At 53.6% G+C, this 16,258-nt stretch carries 14 protein-coding genes; 2 read left to right on the top strand and 12 right to left on the bottom strand.

What is annotated here, in order from left to right; translation table 11 throughout:
• The coding region (locus AC6RNO_RS24445; protein ID WP_497107067.1) for a hypothetical protein at positions 1 to 209 on the top strand (209 nt) is incomplete at its 5' end.
• A gap of 257 nt (positions 210 to 466) precedes the next feature.
• Here AC6RNO_RS24445 and AC6RNO_RS24440 read toward each other — a convergent pair.
• The 11 genes from AC6RNO_RS24440 to AC6RNO_RS24390 all read right to left on the bottom strand — a co-directional run bounded on the left by AC6RNO_RS24440 (position 467) and on the right by AC6RNO_RS24390 (position 12,907).
• Positions 467 to 1,243: a DNA and RNA helicase gene (locus tag AC6RNO_RS24440; RefSeq protein WP_497107072.1), complete on the bottom strand. Its 777-nt coding sequence runs from the start codon at positions 1,241 to 1,243 to the stop codon at positions 467 to 469.
• Between the two features lie 30 nt (positions 1,244 to 1,273).
• Positions 1,274 to 3,934, bottom strand: coding sequence for a molecular chaperone (locus tag AC6RNO_RS24435; protein WP_497107066.1), 2,661 nt, complete (start codon positions 3,932 to 3,934; stop codon positions 1,274 to 1,276).
• 18 nt (positions 3,935 to 3,952) lie between these two features.
• Positions 3,953 to 4,648, bottom strand: coding sequence for an iron-dependent peroxidase (locus tag AC6RNO_RS24430; protein WP_497107065.1), 696 nt, complete (start codon positions 4,646 to 4,648; stop codon positions 3,953 to 3,955).
• A complete protein-coding gene (locus tag AC6RNO_RS24425; RefSeq protein ID WP_497107071.1) occupies positions 4,639 to 5,916 on the bottom strand; it encodes a normocyte-binding protein in 1,278 nt (425 codons plus the stop codon). Before AC6RNO_RS24425 ends, AC6RNO_RS24430 begins: the two co-directional genes overlap by 10 nt.
• Positions 5,917 to 5,922: 6 nt before the next feature.
• Positions 5,923 to 7,617, bottom strand: coding sequence for a PP2C family protein-serine/threonine phosphatase (locus AC6RNO_RS24420; protein WP_497107064.1), 1,695 nt, complete (start codon positions 7,615 to 7,617; stop codon positions 5,923 to 5,925).
• A gap of 15 nt (positions 7,618 to 7,632) precedes the next feature.
• Positions 7,633 to 8,484, bottom strand: coding sequence for a PP2C family protein-serine/threonine phosphatase (locus AC6RNO_RS24415; protein ID WP_488437528.1), 852 nt, complete (start codon positions 8,482 to 8,484; stop codon positions 7,633 to 7,635).
• A complete protein-coding gene (locus AC6RNO_RS24410) occupies positions 8,481 to 9,011 on the bottom strand; it encodes an FHA domain-containing protein (RefSeq protein ID WP_474683638.1) in 531 nt (176 codons plus the stop codon). The genes AC6RNO_RS24415 and AC6RNO_RS24410 overlap by 4 nt, the downstream gene beginning before the upstream one ends.
• A gap of 43 nt (positions 9,012 to 9,054) precedes the next feature.
• A complete protein-coding gene (locus tag AC6RNO_RS24405) occupies positions 9,055 to 9,636 on the bottom strand; it encodes an FHA domain-containing protein (RefSeq protein ID WP_497107063.1) in 582 nt (193 codons plus the stop codon).
• 32 nt (positions 9,637 to 9,668) lie between these two features.
• Positions 9,669 to 10,094, bottom strand: a complete 426-nt coding sequence (locus tag AC6RNO_RS24400; protein ID WP_497107062.1) for a DnaJ domain-containing protein — start codon at positions 10,092 to 10,094, stop codon at positions 9,669 to 9,671.
• A 93-nt stretch (positions 10,095 to 10,187) separates the two neighbouring features.
• Positions 10,188 to 10,613 carry a membrane-associated protease 1 gene (locus tag AC6RNO_RS24395; protein ID WP_474683635.1) on the bottom strand — a complete coding sequence of 142 codons (426 nt, stop codon included), beginning with the start codon at positions 10,611 to 10,613 and terminating at the stop codon, positions 10,188 to 10,190.
• Between the two features lie 125 nt (positions 10,614 to 10,738).
• Complete coding sequence (locus AC6RNO_RS24390; RefSeq protein WP_488437526.1) at positions 10,739 to 12,907, bottom strand: transcriptional regulator; 2,169 nt, start codon at positions 12,905 to 12,907, stop codon at positions 10,739 to 10,741.
• A gap of 373 nt (positions 12,908 to 13,280) precedes the next feature.
• Here AC6RNO_RS24390 and AC6RNO_RS24385 point away from each other — a divergent pair, with 373 nt between their 5' ends.
• Positions 13,281 to 15,320 carry a VWA domain-containing protein gene (locus AC6RNO_RS24385; RefSeq protein WP_497107061.1) on the top strand — a complete coding sequence of 680 codons (2,040 nt, stop codon included), beginning with the start codon at positions 13,281 to 13,283 and terminating at the stop codon, positions 15,318 to 15,320.
• Here the strand turns inward: AC6RNO_RS24385 and AC6RNO_RS24380 are convergent.
• Entirely contained in the window at positions 15,315 to 16,250 is a 936-nt protein-coding gene (locus tag AC6RNO_RS24380; RefSeq protein ID WP_497107060.1) for a protein kinase domain-containing protein, read from the bottom strand. The genes AC6RNO_RS24385 and AC6RNO_RS24380 overlap by 6 nt on opposite strands.
• Positions 16,251 to 16,258: the final 8 nt, after the last annotated feature.

The following is a 16,258-nucleotide window of genomic DNA, read 5'->3' as shown; positions in this document are numbered from 1 at the left end:
CAGTATTTTCTCGTCGGTATATTCCATACATCATACTCCTTCCCCGGGCGGTTTCCAGCCCCTTCGAATCAACTGCCGCTTGCGCTTTTCAAAAAATGCTGTACTGTATCTTCTTATTTATTTGCAAAAAACTCACTTATACCCAACAAAATCGCAGCAACGGACCAATATTCCATCGGTATAAAGAACAAGCTATGCTGCACGCCTAACCGTACCTGTCTTCCGGTTCGACTATCCAGATAGACATGATCCCGATACCGGTTAAAATATTTTCCTGCATACCATATGGGAGGCGCTGACAAAATGAGACCTATACCCAAAAAAATGTCGGTTAATGTTGAAGCCGTAGAATTATCCGCAAACCCCTTTGCTGTTATCGTAAAAAGCGCGACAACCACAACGACGATAGGGATTACCAGTATTCCGGCGCCTTTCCAAATTATCATTGCTTCCACCTGCCTATACATTAATCTACAATCATCCGCCGCGGGCCGCTGTGCCGGAAATCCGCTTTGGCCCGGCTGTCGCCGTGGGCCTCGCTCAATATACGCGTCAAATGTCTATGAATTTGTCCGTTGTCGCAGGACTTGTAGCCCGTGCCCAGTCTGGCGGCCAAATAGCGCAAAATCAGCTCCCGCTCCAGCGGCTCCCGGTTCATGCACTGCATCGCAAACGCGATGTCGTACATGTGAGAGCTGCCCCGCTCCAGCAGCTCGGCGGCAAAATACCGCATCAGCGCCGGACTTATGCTGCGCTCGCCGATACCCGCGTAAGCGGCGTGGATGATGTTCCACGTGTTGTACTCCGTGGCGAAGTCGGCGAAGCTTTGATATTCCGAGCGCAGCCTCGCCCCTTCCTTTAACTTGAAGCGGCCCAGTTCCAGCTCGCTGCCGCTTCCCGCAGGCTCGTCGTCCAGCACGATTTCCGCGCCGTACACGCTGAAATCCGGCTGCTCCTCGCCTGCCGCAAAGCGGATTTTCAGCACGGTCTCCCGGCCCGTCGCGCGGTATGGAAGCTGGAAATCCTCTTCCAGCATATACAACCGGCCGCCGTGCTTGACGATGCCGGCGGATACCGTGAGAGTCTCGGCCTCTACCGTCACGTCCGCTCCCGCAATAATACCGTCCGAGTATGCCCGGAAGGACAGGTCCGCAAAGCGCCTCGGAAAATCCCGCAGGCTTTCGAGCATTTCCCGTTTCAATATCCGGCCTTTATGAAAATTCGGATGGACGTTCGCAAACAATGCCATTCCCCCCTCTCTCCCCCGGCGTTTTTACTTCCATCCGTCAAAAAAGTCCAGCTCCGACAAATCGTTCTCAAACGGAAAAAATTTCTTGGCGCCCAGATAAAGCTGCTCGTCCCGTCTCGCAACCGGCAGCACGTGAAAGCCCCAGACGTTCTCCTCCGAGAACACGAAAAACTTCACTTCTCCATTGACGATCGAGTCGGTATCGTCCTGCGGAATCTTCGCTCCGTATTCGGCATAAATGTCCTCGTAATGCACAGGCGTGAAGCTGCCCGAATCGCTGGCGTACACGTACTTGTGCCGCACTTGGCCGTCGCTGCCCTTTAAGTACAATTCGACCTCGGCCGCGCTGGACGGCCGGGAAACCGAGCCTTGAACGCGGCTAAGCCTCTCCTGGGCGCCGATCAGCAGCTTTTCCTCACGGCTGTGCGTGAAGGCGCTGACCGAGAAGGGGACGACAGGCGCGCGATTCGTCATGTTCGCCTCAATCGTCCCGGCCCTGCGGGCGTTCATATACCGGATAGCGCCCCGCAAGCAGGCCAGCTTCAAGTCCGGCACCTGCCCCGGATGCTCCGTTTTCCGGCGGAATTCAATGCTGCGGCCCGGCACAAACTCCTTCAAGGCTTCCCGAAACACATCGATGGTGCACGATTGTCCAGTCAGCTTGATGATCGAGTAGTCCTGAAGCTGGCCCTCCTGGTAATAGGTTTCCAGAAACTTGCGGACGATTTCGTAAATATCCGCCTTGATCAGCTGATTGATTTCCTTGATATTGAACACGACGTTCGGAAAATCGTACACATCCTTCATCTCGCCGTTCTCGCTGAGCGACAGGCACCACCGGTCCACGGTCGTGATTTTCAGGTCGCTTTCCTGCCTCGTTCCGCCGTCGGCGTCAAACCGGTTGCGCACGATGCCGGTTTTGCGGAAAAATTCTTTTTTCATCCGGTCGGCCATTTCCCAGAGAAAGTAAAAATTGCTTTTCACCCGAAGGTACTCGTCCCTCGTGCGGTTTTCATATTCCTTGAACCGGGTGGGAATCAGCCTCTCCGCTTCCCGGTAACTCGCTTCGAACGCCTCGTACACAGACCCGACGCCGAATTCGTCCACATGCCTGTAAAGGTCCGTCCCCGGAATCTGAATCAGGCTGTCGATATCCGTCACGCGCTTGCGGTTGCCGTAGTAATCGGCAAATACGATTTTCATAAACTGCATAATCCGGTACGTAATATTGTTGCCGCCAAAATTGGTATCGCCGTTTTCATAAGCGGTCTGGATATCGATTTTGTAGGAAAGATTGCCGTCCTCAATGCGAAACCGGCAGGAGGAAAGATCCGTCGTACCGCCGCCGCAATCGATCACCAGCGCCTTGTATTCCTCGCCGTCCATAAAACTGCGCTTCTCCAGCTGATCGGCAATCGTGTTATAGAGCACCGCCATGCCTTCATCCAGTCCATGCTCGGTTTCGATCGCGTATTCCGGCAGCAGCTCGGCAAACATGTCGTTATACTGCATTCGCAGCTTTACCGGGCTCGATATGTGCAAATGCTTGAAGCGGCACTTGAACTGGTGCTCCGCCGTCTCCACCACATGCAGAAGATAAGCCCGCAAAATGTCGCTTCGGGAAACCAATGCAGCATTGCCGTGCCCGTCGACGATTTCTTCGGTCTGCCTGTAGCTGTTCACCCACCGTTTAATTCCGTGAAATACCGTCGCCTGGCTCGTGTACCCGCTCTTTTTCATCGATTTCAGCGCATCGTAGCCAAAATGGTACTTGACATTCGCCGGATCGGAGCAATCCGCCGCACTGACGACCGTCGGCAGCAGATCGATCCACTCTTCTTCCTTGCGGGTCGTATCGGGGAAAGACACGTAATTGATCGCATCCAGCCGGATTGCGCCGTTAAGCTGATTGTGCGAGGAAGGGGAGGAGACATACCCGCTGTCCAAATAAGCGCCAGCCGTCGTATTGGAGGTTCCGAAATCGATGGCCAGCACAGCGTCGGTCTCCTCCAGCTCCCTGATTTCCAGATCGGCGATCGGAACCCGGTAGTAATGCAGATTGACGGGAGGAAGCGGCTTCTCCTGATCATAGATCTTGTAGATATATTCCGAATCCTGCTTGCGAAAAAACAGGAAGCTGTAATTTTTGTTCGGCTTTTTGCGAAACGGAATGTCCGGCGACGCCGACAGGTAATAGACGCCCGGCTCCGCAGCGTCTTTGACCAGATGGAGCAAGCCGCACAGCTCCTGCCGCTCATTCACGATCAGCACGTTGGACTCGCCGATCGCGCCCGGCGCTTCGATCCGGTACTTGTCACGCCGGTCTGCCTTCTGCCCCGCATACAGCGTCAGCCGGGCGGGCACTTTCATGCTGCCGGCGTCCCGCAGCGGCGTGTTCAGATAGCGCCCCAGCGCTGCTTCCACGCGCTCGTGCCCGCCCTTCCTGAAGCTGCGGATCAGCAGGCTGGCTTCCGCATTTCTGTATTTCAAAATCGTGCGGACCAACGCTTCCCTGTCCAAGGATCCGGTGAGTCCTTCGACCAGCTTTTCCTTATGGCAAATGTTTCTTAATTGCAGCGTCGTCATATCCGACAGCTCGCTCCTGGTGTAGGTGGCCTTATGGCGTTCCGCCTGTTCGCCGCCCATGCCCTTGGGCGAATTCAACTTGTAGGTATAGGCCTTCATGCAGCCCCCATCCTCCCATCAATAAATCGCGATGCGGTCGATCCGCATCGTTTCCTCGACATCGACGATGCCGAAATGATCTTCCCAGTACGTTTGCGTATGAAAGCGGACGGGGAGAAATATCGTCTTGATCAGCTCCAGCTTGGCGCGTGCCCGATCGCTTTCCGCCTGGCCGACATAAAACAGCAGCTCATCCTTGTCCTCGCAATTGGCGTAAATGGTGGAACGGCTGAACAGCTTGCGCATCGTATCTTTCAGTAGATACACGGCCTCGCCCGTCTCGTACAGGCTGAGAATATTGCTTGCTACAACCTCCTGCTCCTCCAGGCTCAGCAGCTTCATCTTGTCCCGCACATCCTGCCCGAATATGCCTGCCTCCAGATCCCGCCGCACAAAACGGATATAGAACTCGCGCTTGTTCATTCCCTGCCGCAAATCCATATCCGTCAAAAAATGCATCAGGATATCGAACAGCGCATGCCGCAGCTCCGTATCCTCCTGATTGTTGATGTCGAACAAATCCTTGAATATTTCAAAAAAGCGGTAATACGGGTTCAATTCAACCTGTCTGTCGACAACCCCGGCATTCAGCGCTTCAGGACTAAGCTCCATGTAAGGGGAGTAAGTGCGGGCCGGGGCAAAATAAAGCTCCCGCTTCGCGATCCCCGATTTTTCCGCCTTGATGACCAAATCCCAAACGTAGTTCAAACCCATTCCCCTTCGCATTTGTATTCGGGAAAATACATCTGTACTTCCGATACCAGGAAACTCATCAAATCCTGTAGGATAAAGCTTTCCTCGCCGCGCCTGCGAAAACGGAGCCGCATCGCTTTCTTGTCGTTCTCCGTCCTGACCTGATCGCTGATGAACGGATTCATGCCGTAAGTCGCTTCCTTGCCGTCCGCCTTGTCCACGATCTCCACCTGCTCCAGCTCCAGCGATTCGCAAGCTTCGAAGGAATGAACGATACGGATAATCTCGCCTTTGGCCCGGACGGTCTGCGCCTGTTTGCGGGCGAATCCGCCTGTAAAGCTGTCTTTTCGCTTATTCGAGACAAGCCCGTAAGGGAGTCTGCCGATTCGGGACGGAACGGGCTGCGTAATTTTGAACACGTTCCAGATGCCCGATTTCTCCTGCGGCGAGACGACGGTCAGCTCCTCCGGCATGCGCTTGATATAGCGGATTAGCTCCTCGTCGCCGTCGACCAAATAACCGTGCTCCGCTCCCGTTTTGCGAAGAGACAGCACATGCTCGAAGTTCACCCGGTCCGCCGCCGGAATCGGGAATCCGACATTTTTGAACGAGAGCCGCTCTATGTTCCACATCGGAACCATATCCAGCTTTTTGCAAGCCTCGTACTCCTCCAAATGAACCCGGATTTCGACAATGTCCTCGTCCTCGCCGATCCCCTCCCCGCCGCCTGTCCACCACACATCGAAAAACTTGTGCGCGTACGGGTGGTTCACCGTTTTCCAGGGAACGTTATTTTTCTGAAAAACGCTGTACAGCTTTTCCAGCTCGCCGATATAGGCAAGGTTTTGCCTGAGGTGCGCTTCGATGGGATGGCTGCCGCGCGAAGTGACCAGCTCGCCCCGGAACGTGCTGCGCCCGTTCAGCAGCCCTCTGAGCGCCGTGTACTCGCACTGGAGAAATACCTTCATGAGCGCCGCTTCCCCATGCTCACGCTTTTCGGCCAGCAGCTTCCGAATATCGCTGACTTTCTTCTCCGCATCCTCCGCAATCATCGGATATAAAAACTCGTGGATCGGGTCCATTTCCTCCCTCGGCATCAAGGTCACGTAGACGTCATAGCTTTCCTCGCGCTCCTCTGCCTCCTTGAATACCCGCTCCTCCAGCTTGCGGTTCCATTCCTCCTGATACTCCACCAGGTTGAGAAAGATGCCCGTCATGACGCTCTTCAAAAGCTTGCGCTGTTCGAGATCCTCGATCCTGTTCAGCCTGTCCAGAACGATGTCCTTCATCATGGGTCACTTGCCTCCTCCCTCGTTTTTGCCCCCGCTTCCGGCCAAGCCGGCTTGAGCTGCGGGCGCAGCCTGCGCTTTGGCGCCTTCGGAAGCTCCCTCCGGCGCCGCTGCCTGAGCGGGCGGCGCAGCGGAAGGTGCCGTGGAAGGTGCTGCGGAAGGCGGCGGGTTCAGCTTTTCCTGGGCTTTCGTCATTTTCCGTTCGACGCCAAGCACCTTTTCCAGCATGCCGATCTCCTGGTAAATTTCCTGCGCCATGGCGTAAGAAGACAAGGACTGCTCGAAATCCTGGGCCGCATAGCTTTGGTCGCCCTTCTTTTCCAGCTTGTCGGCGTCCAATTGCCTCTTCTCTTTCTGAATCCCCGCCATTTTGGCGTCCGAGGCTTCGATTTTGCCGGCCAGCTCCTTTTCGCCGCCGGCGAACGAAGCCGCTGCCGCTTCTTTCTTCGCCTTGGCGTACAGCTCTTTGGCGCCTTCATAGTCCTGCGCCTGGAACTTCTCGTCCCCCTGCTTCATCAGGTCGGCGACTTGCAGGTACGAACGATTCCTGCTTATTTTGGCCTCCAGATCCTTGATGTCGTAATCTTCCTGCGAGCGCGCATCCTTCAGCGCCTTCTCGTAACTGGCCAGCGCCTTGGCGTAGTCGCCGTCCTTGAAAGAGGCGTCCCCGTCGACGACTAGCTGCGCCGTTCTCTGCTTCCGGGTCAGCAGCTGCTTATGCAAGGTGTCCTCCACCTTGATGGCCGCGTTCCGCCCCTCGCTGTATTCCTTGACCGCATTCGGGTAATTGCCATCCTGCACGGCAGTGTCGCCGTTCTTCTCATGCTCGAAAATAGCGGCCGCCGCCTCCGCTTTCGCTTTTACGGCGCGCGCTTTATAATAAAGGGCCCCTCCCCCCAGCAAAATGAGGGGAATCAGCACCATTGCAATCGTTTTTACGAGTTTCCATCTGTTTTTGGGCGGCTCCTGGTATACCTTGTCCGCATACACGGCGGCTGCGGTATAGTTCGGAACGACTCCGGACTGCCTGCTCAGCAGAACATCCTCCAGCGTATCGACCAAATCCTGCGGCTCTTTTGCCTCTTCTACGGCATCGAGCATCTCCGCTCCGTTCACGCCTTCCCATACCCCTGAGGTGCACAGCAGCAGCACATCTCCGTCGGACAGCGCGGACTTGCGGGATACGGCCGGCCGGAATTCTCCGCGCTTGCCCAAATACCACAGCAAATTGTGCCTTTCCTCATGCCGTTCCATGACGTCCTGCGAAATTTGCTCCGCATTCGCCATCGTTTGCGTCAAGCTCTGATCCTTGCTTCTTTCCAGCAATCTTCCGTTGCGAAAATGATAGATCCGCGTATTTCCGGCGGTCGCCCAGATCATCTTCGTGTAATTCGCGACGACTACGGTCAGGCTCGCCTTGCGCCGGACTCTGTGGCTTTCCGTTTGCAGCAGCAGGTGCGCTTCGCGCAAATAGCCGCGTACCGCTCTCCGGGAGAGCCTGGGCCTCTGCATGAAATTGCCGAGCACGCATTTCACCGCCATTTCGGCGCTTTCCGCCTCTGTATCCGTATCCAGCCCTTGGGCGATGACCCAACAAGCAAGTTCGTCATACTCCGTAAAAGCAAAATATCCCTTATTACGAACAAATGTTCCCGATTCTGACAAAAAGCTCGTCTTGAAATTGCTGTTATCCTTTCTCATCGCTGCCTCCCCCTGCTATGACCAACCCTTTTCCAGGAGCACTACCGTCGCATTGTCTTGATGCTTAAGCTCTTTGCGTTCAATGGCTTCAATAATGACCTCGGCAGCGTCATAAGCGGTCAGCGGCTCAGACAAAATATACTCCAGCTCGACTTCCGTGAGCGTATTCGTCACGCCGTCGCTGCACAGCAGCACGCGGTCTTTCTTGTGCAGCCGGATGGGCTCTGCGCCGATCTCTATATTTTTGAAACCTTCATAGCCCAAATAATTGACAAGCTGATGCTTGACCGGACTGTTCAACGCTTCTTCCTTCGTAATTTCGCCGGATACGTATCGTTCCTCCAGCACCGTTTCCAAAATATGCTTATGGTTGACATCGATGAATTCGCCGTTGCGGTAAATTTTGATCAGGCTGTCTCCTACCGCTCCCCAATACAGCAAGCCGTCGGCTATAAGGACCGCCGCCAGCGTCGTCCCGCCCTGCGCGCCTTTGAAGCTGTGCATAATTTCCGTATTGCTGATCCGGGCCGCTCTTGTAAAATAGCCGGGAACATCCTCCAGACTCTCCAGCTTCAAAAACTCCTTGACGAAGGTCGTCACCGCCTTGGTACTGGCCGCCCTGCCCCCGGACAACCCGCTGATCCCGTCGGCAAGCACGGCGATAGTTCCGTGGGTATTGGAAATCGTCGCAAAATAGTCGTCCTGCTCAGCACGCCGGCCGATCGTCTGCGCATTGCCGATGGACATAAACGGTGTTTGCTTCGCACGCGTGAGACATTCCCTGATGACCAGCAGGACGAACAAAACGAACGCGAAAGCGAGCACAATTCGGTAAGGCAGCAAATCGGGTCGTACCAGCACGCTCATCCTTCCCTCCCCGCATCGCTATCCCATTCGAAATGAACGCCGCATAACGGGATGAACAAAAACTTGCTTTTCCCAAGCTGAACGACATCGTACGCCGTCATTTCCACGGGCGAATATACCGCTTCGTTGTTATGATAAGCCAATCCCGAGGCGTCGCCGGGCAGCAGATAAAAGTTTCTTTTCTTCGGATCGTAGACGATCACCGCATGGTTCCGGCGGGAAATCGTGTTGTCTCCGATAATGCGGATATGCATATCTTCCGAGCGCCCGATAAAATTTTTCTCCGCCATAATCCGGTAATCCTGACCGAGCTGCGGCCCTTCGATGCATACAAGCCAGCCGGTGACAGGCTCCACGCCGCCCGTTTCGCCCAAATACGGCATCGTTTTATCGTCTTCCTGCGCTCTCGCCGATCTCGCGCCGTCCGCCCTCGGGGCAGGTTCCACCGCCAGGCTGCAATAGGGGCATACGCTGCCGTGTTTTCTCGTACTGAACATGTGCCCGTTGGCGCACCTTGTCAAACTCATTGTATCCATTCCCCCGTATTCGTCTTCTTCAAAAAAGCCCGGCTTACTTCACCAGCAGCCTCGTATTGGCGATGTAAATCGTGTCTCCCGACTCCACTTTATACGGCTGCTCGTCCGTCAGCGCCTGTTTACCGGCCGATCCCTTCTTTTTGATCCCGACCCCGTTGCGCGAATCCAGATCTTCCAAATACCAGGACCCGGAGGCGTAATTGAGCACAGCGTGCTGCTTGCTGATCAAAGCTGCGTATTCCGCATCGGCCAAATCGATTTCAACCTCCTGCTGGCCCGAGCTTTTGCCGATCAACAAGGACGTTTCCCCCTGGATGAACCATTCCTTGATTTTTTCGCCGTCGTCGCCCAGCAAAGTCAGCTTGGCAATGCCGGTTCCCGCCGATTCTTTGCGGTACGCGCCCGGCATTGGCGGCTTCCTGTAAGCCTTGATCCCGTACAGGATGGCGCAGACGACGGCTGCGCCTCCGACGACGTATTTCAAAGCAAGGAGCGGATTCCATATGTATGTATACATCAAAGCCGCAATCGCGGTCAGGGCGATCATCCAATCGATTGCGGCGACCCAGCCGGATTTACCTGCGCCCGGCTGCGGGGTCCCGGTTGCATCCTTCATTTTCATTACCCCCGTTGCGTCTTCCTCCGGTATTATTTTTTCTTGATGCCAAAATAGGCATCGAACATGGCGCTCGTATCGACGGGATTTTTCCCGCCTTTCGGCTTCAGGCCGGCTTCCCCTTCTTTCGGATGAAAGCCGAAAAATCGCGAGAACTGCTTGTCCAGTCCGCTCATGTCGAACTGCTGCCGGCCGCTCTGCGCGCGCTCCCCGGAAGCGGTGTTTCCGCCTGCTGGCGCTTCCTTCCTCGCGTTCAATCGGGCGTCGTACGCCGCTCTCGCCGAAGCGTCGGACAGCGTGTTGTACGCTTCATTCACCTGCTTGAACAGCTTCTCCGATTCCTTGCTGCCGGCATTGGCGTCGGGATGGTGCTTCTTCGCCAGACGCTTGTACGCCTTCTTGATTTCGTCCGCTGAAGCTTGACGCGAAACACCCAGCAGCTCGTAATAATCGCTCATCTTATTCATCCTTGCAACCAGAATAATTGCAAAAAATAGGTAAGGGGCTGCTGCCCCTTAACCTACTTTTCATTCGCGTATGGCTTCTGCCGTTTAAACGGCATAACCGCCTTCGACCGTCGTGAATTCCGTTTTATCTTTCTTCTGCTTGATGAAAATGGTGAATTCGCCGACGCCTTCGGTATCTCCGAAACGCTCGCTGTAATCCACGACGAATGCGTTAGGGAAATAAATTTTGCGAATTACCTGATCGGCTGCAATCACTTCGAGGGTCACTTTTCTGTAGCAATCGGCTTTTTCCGCCGGTACGAGCGACCACAGAGCCAGCTTCATCGTGTCGTCAGCGCTGTCGCCGTCCGTTGCCGTAATGATTTTGCCCGAAATTTTCAGAAAAGCTCCTACATCCGTCGATCTTGCGTTGGAATCGTCCGGTGTATCCGTTTCATACTTGACGGTTTGGATATTGTCCAATCCCAGCTCGATTGTTTCTGCGCCTTCCACTTTAAGTTTGAATCCCATTGAAAAATCCTCCTTAATAATAAATGTGTGCTCCGAAAGCGGGGTCCGCTTGCGGAATATATGCTGAAGGTTCAGTTTGTGAAAACTTCCCCTTAACACCTGTATGAATGCGGCTATCCGGCTCATTAGGCTTTAACGGGGGTCGTCCCTTTGGTAATCATGACCTCCAGGTTTTTCACGTTGCCGTTATACACGAGATCGATGTGACACAAGTTGCTCTTGTCGTCGATGATGTAGCTCATGTCGTCCCCGTCATGGATAATCGAATTCACGAAGCCGCGTGTGCCCAGCCACCTGCTCTTCTGGCTGTTCGGATTGTTGCTGAAAAACTTGACGATGTTGTCATGCTTGAAGTCCCCGGTCTGGAACCGCAAAATGCGCTCAATGTAGGTGCTGACCAGCGTCTTGTACAGGGAGTCGAAGCCGTCTTCCGCCGAAGCAAGGCTTCTCGCCTTGTAGACGGTAATCCGCTTGATGTCTTTGCCCTGCAGCTGCGCGTTCTCGGAGGAAAATACGAAGCCGAAGTTTTTCCTGTTGATCGAATCCTTGATGTTGTTCGTAAAACCGGAAATTTCCTTCGCCATCGTCGTTATCGCTCTGAGACTGTTCTCTCCGGCTTCGATATCGAAGCGGACGCCCGGGAATTCCTTGCTTACGTTCTTGAACGCTTCGCGCAAGTATTCAGGGCACTGATAGGCCGCCACAATGCCGGCTCCTACATAAGCCGCACCGACATAGACTCCTTCGATCCACAGCTTGAGGACATCTTCCTTCTCCTTCGACAGCTTGACGCCCTCTTCGGTTTGCAGCATTTTGCTGTCTATGATTACGCCGGACTTATCCTTCGGTATAATCGTGAAGTTAGGCACGCACGGGACGGCAAACTCGCTGTAGTCTTTTCTGACCAGCACGCCGCATTTGTCGATATATTTATCGATGCCGGAAGTTGCCATGCTGTTGAACGTCGTTTCCTCGCCGGTTTCGAAGCTGAAGAAAACTTGCACTTTGTAATCTTTGATGACCTGCAGCAGCATGGACAAGGATTCCATCGTGTTGCCGTCCTGCTTGACCACCTTCTCGTTGCCCTTGAAGCGCTCTCTGCTGACCTTCGACGCCCCGGAGGACTCCAGCTGTACGGAAGGAACGATGCCGAACCAGATCGTATCGGAGAAATCGTTTTTCGAGTTGACCGTGTTCAGGTACGTTTCCAGCCTTGGAATGTTGCTGCTTTTTACGATCATGTCCAGCTTCGTGTTGGTAATGAGCAGCGACGGCTGCATGCCTTTGTTTTTGGTCGAATACTGGTCGAAGAACATTTTCACGCCCAATATTTTTTCCACCAGCGGCTTGACCGTTTTGACAAATTCGTCTTTAGCGTTTTTGTAAAATTCAAGATAGGTGTTGTAGTTCTGAACTTCCGTCTCGACATCGATCTGGCTTTGCACCGCAGGGAGCGGGCAGAAGGTCCGGACCACAAGATCCTTCACGTAAGAAGAAGGGGTGTCGGACACCGAGTCGTAATCGTCCTCAAACACGCCGATCAGCCCGTTTCCGCTGTTTTCGTCCATAACCATCAGCTGCATGTTGTCGCTTTTGGGCGCTTCGATAATTTTCAGTTCCCCGGTTTCCCCGATCATCAACTGGCCGATTTGAATGACTTCGGACTGATTCTCCTCCTGCGCGCTTCCAAGGAGCAGTCTTGTCTTGATGTCCTCGATCGCAAGCGGAAGCATCGCCATCACGTTGTTGTAATTTTTGCTCGCATCTTCGAACATGATGTTCAGCTTGTCGCCGAAATCGAGCTTTTTCGGATCGCCGTCATCCAATTTGTCGTACAAATCATACATGTAATGTATTTCTTTGCGCACCTGACGGATATCGTCCATCACTTTCTTCGGCGAAATCATATCAAGCAAGTTTTCAAATTTGAAGTCCACATTGGTAATTCCCTGACTTCTTTTCGTGTCGATCAAGGTGAACAGCATTTTCAGAAAATCGTTCGTTTGGTCGATTTTGATTTCAGAGACACTGTCATCGGAAATGCCTTCCGGCTTTTTCAGCGTATACATGACCTTCTGATTGGCCGCATTAAAAAACGAATACACGCTGGGTGAAAATTTGTCCAAAAACTCGTCAAAGCTTTTGACAAGCAGATGCTGGTTGATCTCCTTGATCTTGTCGTCGCTCAGGCTGTCGATGCCCCGAACGTCCCCGACTATGGTCATGAGATCCAGCTTTTCCGGATTCATTTCCTCAAACAACATAGTTCGATTGGTCTGATTAATAATGTCCATTCTGATGTGTCAGCTATAACCATTCTCCCGGCAGCAGTGGCCTGCGAATCTTACAGCCTACTCCTTTCCAAATCGTTATGGGAATAAGTCCTAGTCTTGGATTCATCATAGGCGATGTTATTTTAATTTGTCAACATTGGAAAAATTAATGTATAATTTGTCGAATCCAGGACTTTTTCCCCATTATTATTTATTACCCATATGCTATATTCTGTAATAATATGTCCCTAGTGTTCCATATATTACCTTAACATGCTAAGTAATTCTGTGTATAATTTAACATTTTTGACGGCACTTGTTGGCAAAATGCCCAAAACCCTTGCGTGGAAAGGGTTTACTCATTTTAAATTTTTTGTTACAAAGAGGTGAACGAATGCTCGCTGCAAACAAAATCATCAAGATATGCCGGAAGGCGTGCTTCTTTGTATCCATCGCCGTCTTCTCGGCTCTGTCCGTCTGCCCGCCAGCCGGGACCGCCCTCGCCCAAAGCGATCCCGATGCGGATTTGGCGGCGATGTTCGTCATGGATACCAGCTATTCGATGAACGCTACCGATTCTGACCGCATCGCCGCCGAAGTCATTAAAATGTTTATGGATATGAGCGAAACCGAACGCACCCGCATCGGGTTTCTGGCTTACAATCATAAGGTTGTCGCCGAGCAGGCGCTGACTTTGCTTTCGACCGAGGAGCAAAAGACACAGCTGAAGAAAAAAATCGAGGCGCTGAAATTTTCCGGTTACACCGATCTCGGCTTGGGGCTCAGCAGGGGGGAGGAGCTTTTGACAAGCGGCAAAAATGGCTCCGCCCAGCCGTTTATGATTTTGCTGTCCGACGGAGGCACGGACTTTGGTCCTATATCCACAGGAAGAAGCGTGGAAGATTCCAATAGGGATGTGGAACGGGTCATCGAAAAGGCCCAGTCCGCAGGCTTCCCCATCTATACGATCGGCTTGAATCGCGACGGCTCGGTCAATGCGCCCCAGCTTGAGACGATTGCCGCCAAGACCGGCGGGGCCTCGTACATCACGGAAAGCGCCGCCGATCTGCCGGAAATTTTCAACAAAATTTTTGCCAAACAGATCCGTTCCGTGCTTGTCCCCGTCGCTGCCGTGACGGCAACCGGGGAACTGCAGGAAGTGAGCGTCAGCATCCCGAACTCAAGCGTTAACGAGGCGAACATCATCTTGCTTTCCGAGCATCCGATTGCGGAAACGCAGCTGTACGCCAACGCGAACCGCATTCGTTTTTACAAATCCGCCAAATATTCGCTGATGAAAATGCCCCAGCCGCAAAAAGGCAGCTATCTGTTGAAGTTCAAGGGCAGTCCCGGCGATCTTGTGAAAATCAGCCTGCTGAATAATTACAGCCTGCAAGCCGGGGTGGACGTTCCGCAAGCCGTCAAAGGCATTCCGGCCGCCTTCTCGTCTTTTCTGAAGCGAACGGCCGGCGACGGTTCGAAGCTGGCGGATGCCGATGTCTATCAAGCTGTCAAATCCGAGCTGATCGTCAAAGATTTGAGCACCGGGCAGGAAGAAAAAATCCCGATGAATCTGCAGGGCAACGGTTTCACCGCCGATGCGACGTTCCGCCACTCCGGGAAATATCAGACCCGCGTTCTGCTCAGCGGACAGGACTTTTACCGGGAAACCGGGGTCAGCGAGCTGGAATTAACCAATACGCCTCCGGTGGCAACAGGGGACGGAACGGTTACGTTAACCAAGGAAAATGGCGCTGCAAAATTGAATCTTTCGAACTATTTCAAAGATGCCAATATGGATGAGTTGACCTATATCATCGATTCGGGAAGCACCGGCAAATCGGCCGCTTTCGCTTTGGAAAACAACGGCGCCTTGGCCGTCACTCCTTTGCAAACCGGGACATCCACGGTAACGATTACCGCCAAAGATCCGGAGGGAGGCGCCGTCACTTCCGTCTTGAGCATCACTGTTCACTCCGTGTGGACCCGCTATTACATCGCCGGAGGAATCGCGCTTGCGGCCCTGCTGGCCGGCCTGCTGGTCTATCTGCTGCTTCGGCCGAAGCCCAAATTCGCCGGGCGAATAGAGGGTTATTTCCTCCATACGGCGAGCGGTAACGATATTCCCGTCAAATACTGGCCCTTGTCCTCATTCGAAAAGCAGCGGGCGATAAGGCTCAGCGAGCTGTTCAGCAGCCTCGATATGAACGAACCGCTGCCGGAATCGGAGCGCATCTTCATCGAACCCGGCAAGAACGGCACTCTCCTGTTCAAGCACAACACCCGCTGCACAGTGGAAAAAGGCAGGACGCCGATCGCCAAAAATAAAAAAGAAACGATCCGTTACAACGACAAAGTCTACATCACCTTCGAGGACAGGCTCACGGAAATCGAGCTGCGCTACAAAGAAATAAAAACCAACGCCCTGTCATAAACGGGGGTTGGTTTTTTGGCGTTCTTTTCGTTTCAAGCGAAAATATTCGATATACAGCGCTGCCTTGAGCAGCTTGATGGAAGGGCATCTTTTGCGGGCATGTACGGCCATCCCCCACATCACAATCGCCGAAGACAACGGGTTCACTTCCCGGTTCACCCGTCTGACCGGCTCGATCCGGTCTTCCACTAACCGGCGGGATACGTCCAGGGGGACATTTCCGGTCATCACATAGTAGAGAAGCGACGCAAAACTGAACGTATCCGAGTATTTGCCCTGCCTGGCTTTCTCCGAATACAGCTCAAGAGCGGAAAATCCGGATGAGGTCACAATCGGATGACCGGAACGCCGATCGCCGTACACGGCTGAACCGAAATCCAGCAGCAGCGGCCTGCCGTCGTCCGTCACGATAATATTGCCCGGCTTGAGATCCCGGTGAATGACGCCGGCCGCATGAACGGCTTCGACGGCGGCGGCCAGCGGGAGCAGCGTTTTGTATATGGTGTCGGCTGCATACAACAACTCGCCGCCTCGCAAGCTGCGATCGAGCGTTTGCCCCCGGCTGTATTCCGTCACTAGATACATCGTTCCGTTCTCTTCGAACATGTCGGCAAAACCGACAATGTTCGGATGGCGCAGCTGCTGCAGAATGTGCCCCTCTCTTTGAAAAGCTTCCAGCAGCGCGCTCCATTTCTCCCGCAGCGACGGCTTTCGGCATACGGCTGTTTTGCCGTCGATATCCCGCAGTGCAAGCGGCTTCGGAAAAAACTCTTTGATCGCAAGCTCCTGCCCGCTTACGGCATGATGAGCCAAATAGACAATCGCCAGCTCGCTGGAAGCTAGATGGTTGGCGATTTTGTAAGTATTGTTTAAAAGAGTATCCGGCCGGAGACATCGGCCATCGGTCACTTCGGTCACTGGCTGCGTCAAGCTTGCTC

The organism is Paenibacillus sp. sgz302190, from assembly GCF_059820445.1.
This window is presented reverse-complemented; position numbering and strand designations above follow the sequence as displayed.

What these genes read in the sequence shown, in the direction of transcription:
- AC6RNO_RS24420 (WP_497107064.1), bottom strand. Translation starts at nt 7,617, where the DNA reads ATGAGAAAGGATAACAGCAATTTCAAGACGAGCTTTTTGTCAGAATCG.
- AC6RNO_RS24400 (WP_497107062.1), bottom strand. Translation starts at nt 10,094, where the DNA reads ATGAGCGATTATTACGAGCTGCTGGGTGTTTCGCGTCAAGCTTCAGCG.
- AC6RNO_RS24405 (WP_497107063.1), bottom strand. Translation starts at nt 9,636, where the DNA reads ATGAAGGATGCAACCGGGACCCCGCAGCCGGGCGCAGGTAAATCCGGC.
- AC6RNO_RS24430 (WP_497107065.1), bottom strand. Translation starts at nt 4,648, where the DNA reads ATGGGTTTGAACTACGTTTGGGATTTGGTCATCAAGGCGGAAAAATCG.
- AC6RNO_RS24425 (WP_497107071.1), bottom strand. Translation starts at nt 5,916, where the DNA reads ATGAAGGACATCGTTCTGGACAGGCTGAACAGGATCGAGGATCTCGAA.
- AC6RNO_RS24435 (WP_497107066.1), bottom strand. Translation starts at nt 3,934, where the DNA reads ATGAAGGCCTATACCTACAAGTTGAATTCGCCCAAGGGCATGGGCGGC.
- AC6RNO_RS24415 (WP_488437528.1), bottom strand. Translation starts at nt 8,484, where the DNA reads ATGAGCGTGCTGGTACGACCCGATTTGCTGCCTTACCGAATTGTGCTC.
- AC6RNO_RS24410 (WP_474683638.1), bottom strand. Translation starts at nt 9,011, where the DNA reads ATGAGTTTGACAAGGTGCGCCAACGGGCACATGTTCAGTACGAGAAAA.
- AC6RNO_RS24390 (WP_488437526.1), bottom strand. Translation starts at nt 12,907, where the DNA reads ATGGACATTATTAATCAGACCAATCGAACTATGTTGTTTGAGGAAATG.
- AC6RNO_RS24395 (WP_474683635.1), bottom strand. Translation starts at nt 10,613, where the DNA reads ATGGGATTCAAACTTAAAGTGGAAGGCGCAGAAACAATCGAGCTGGGA.
- AC6RNO_RS24385 (WP_497107061.1), top strand. Translation starts at nt 13,281, where the DNA reads ATGCTCGCTGCAAACAAAATCATCAAGATATGCCGGAAGGCGTGCTTC.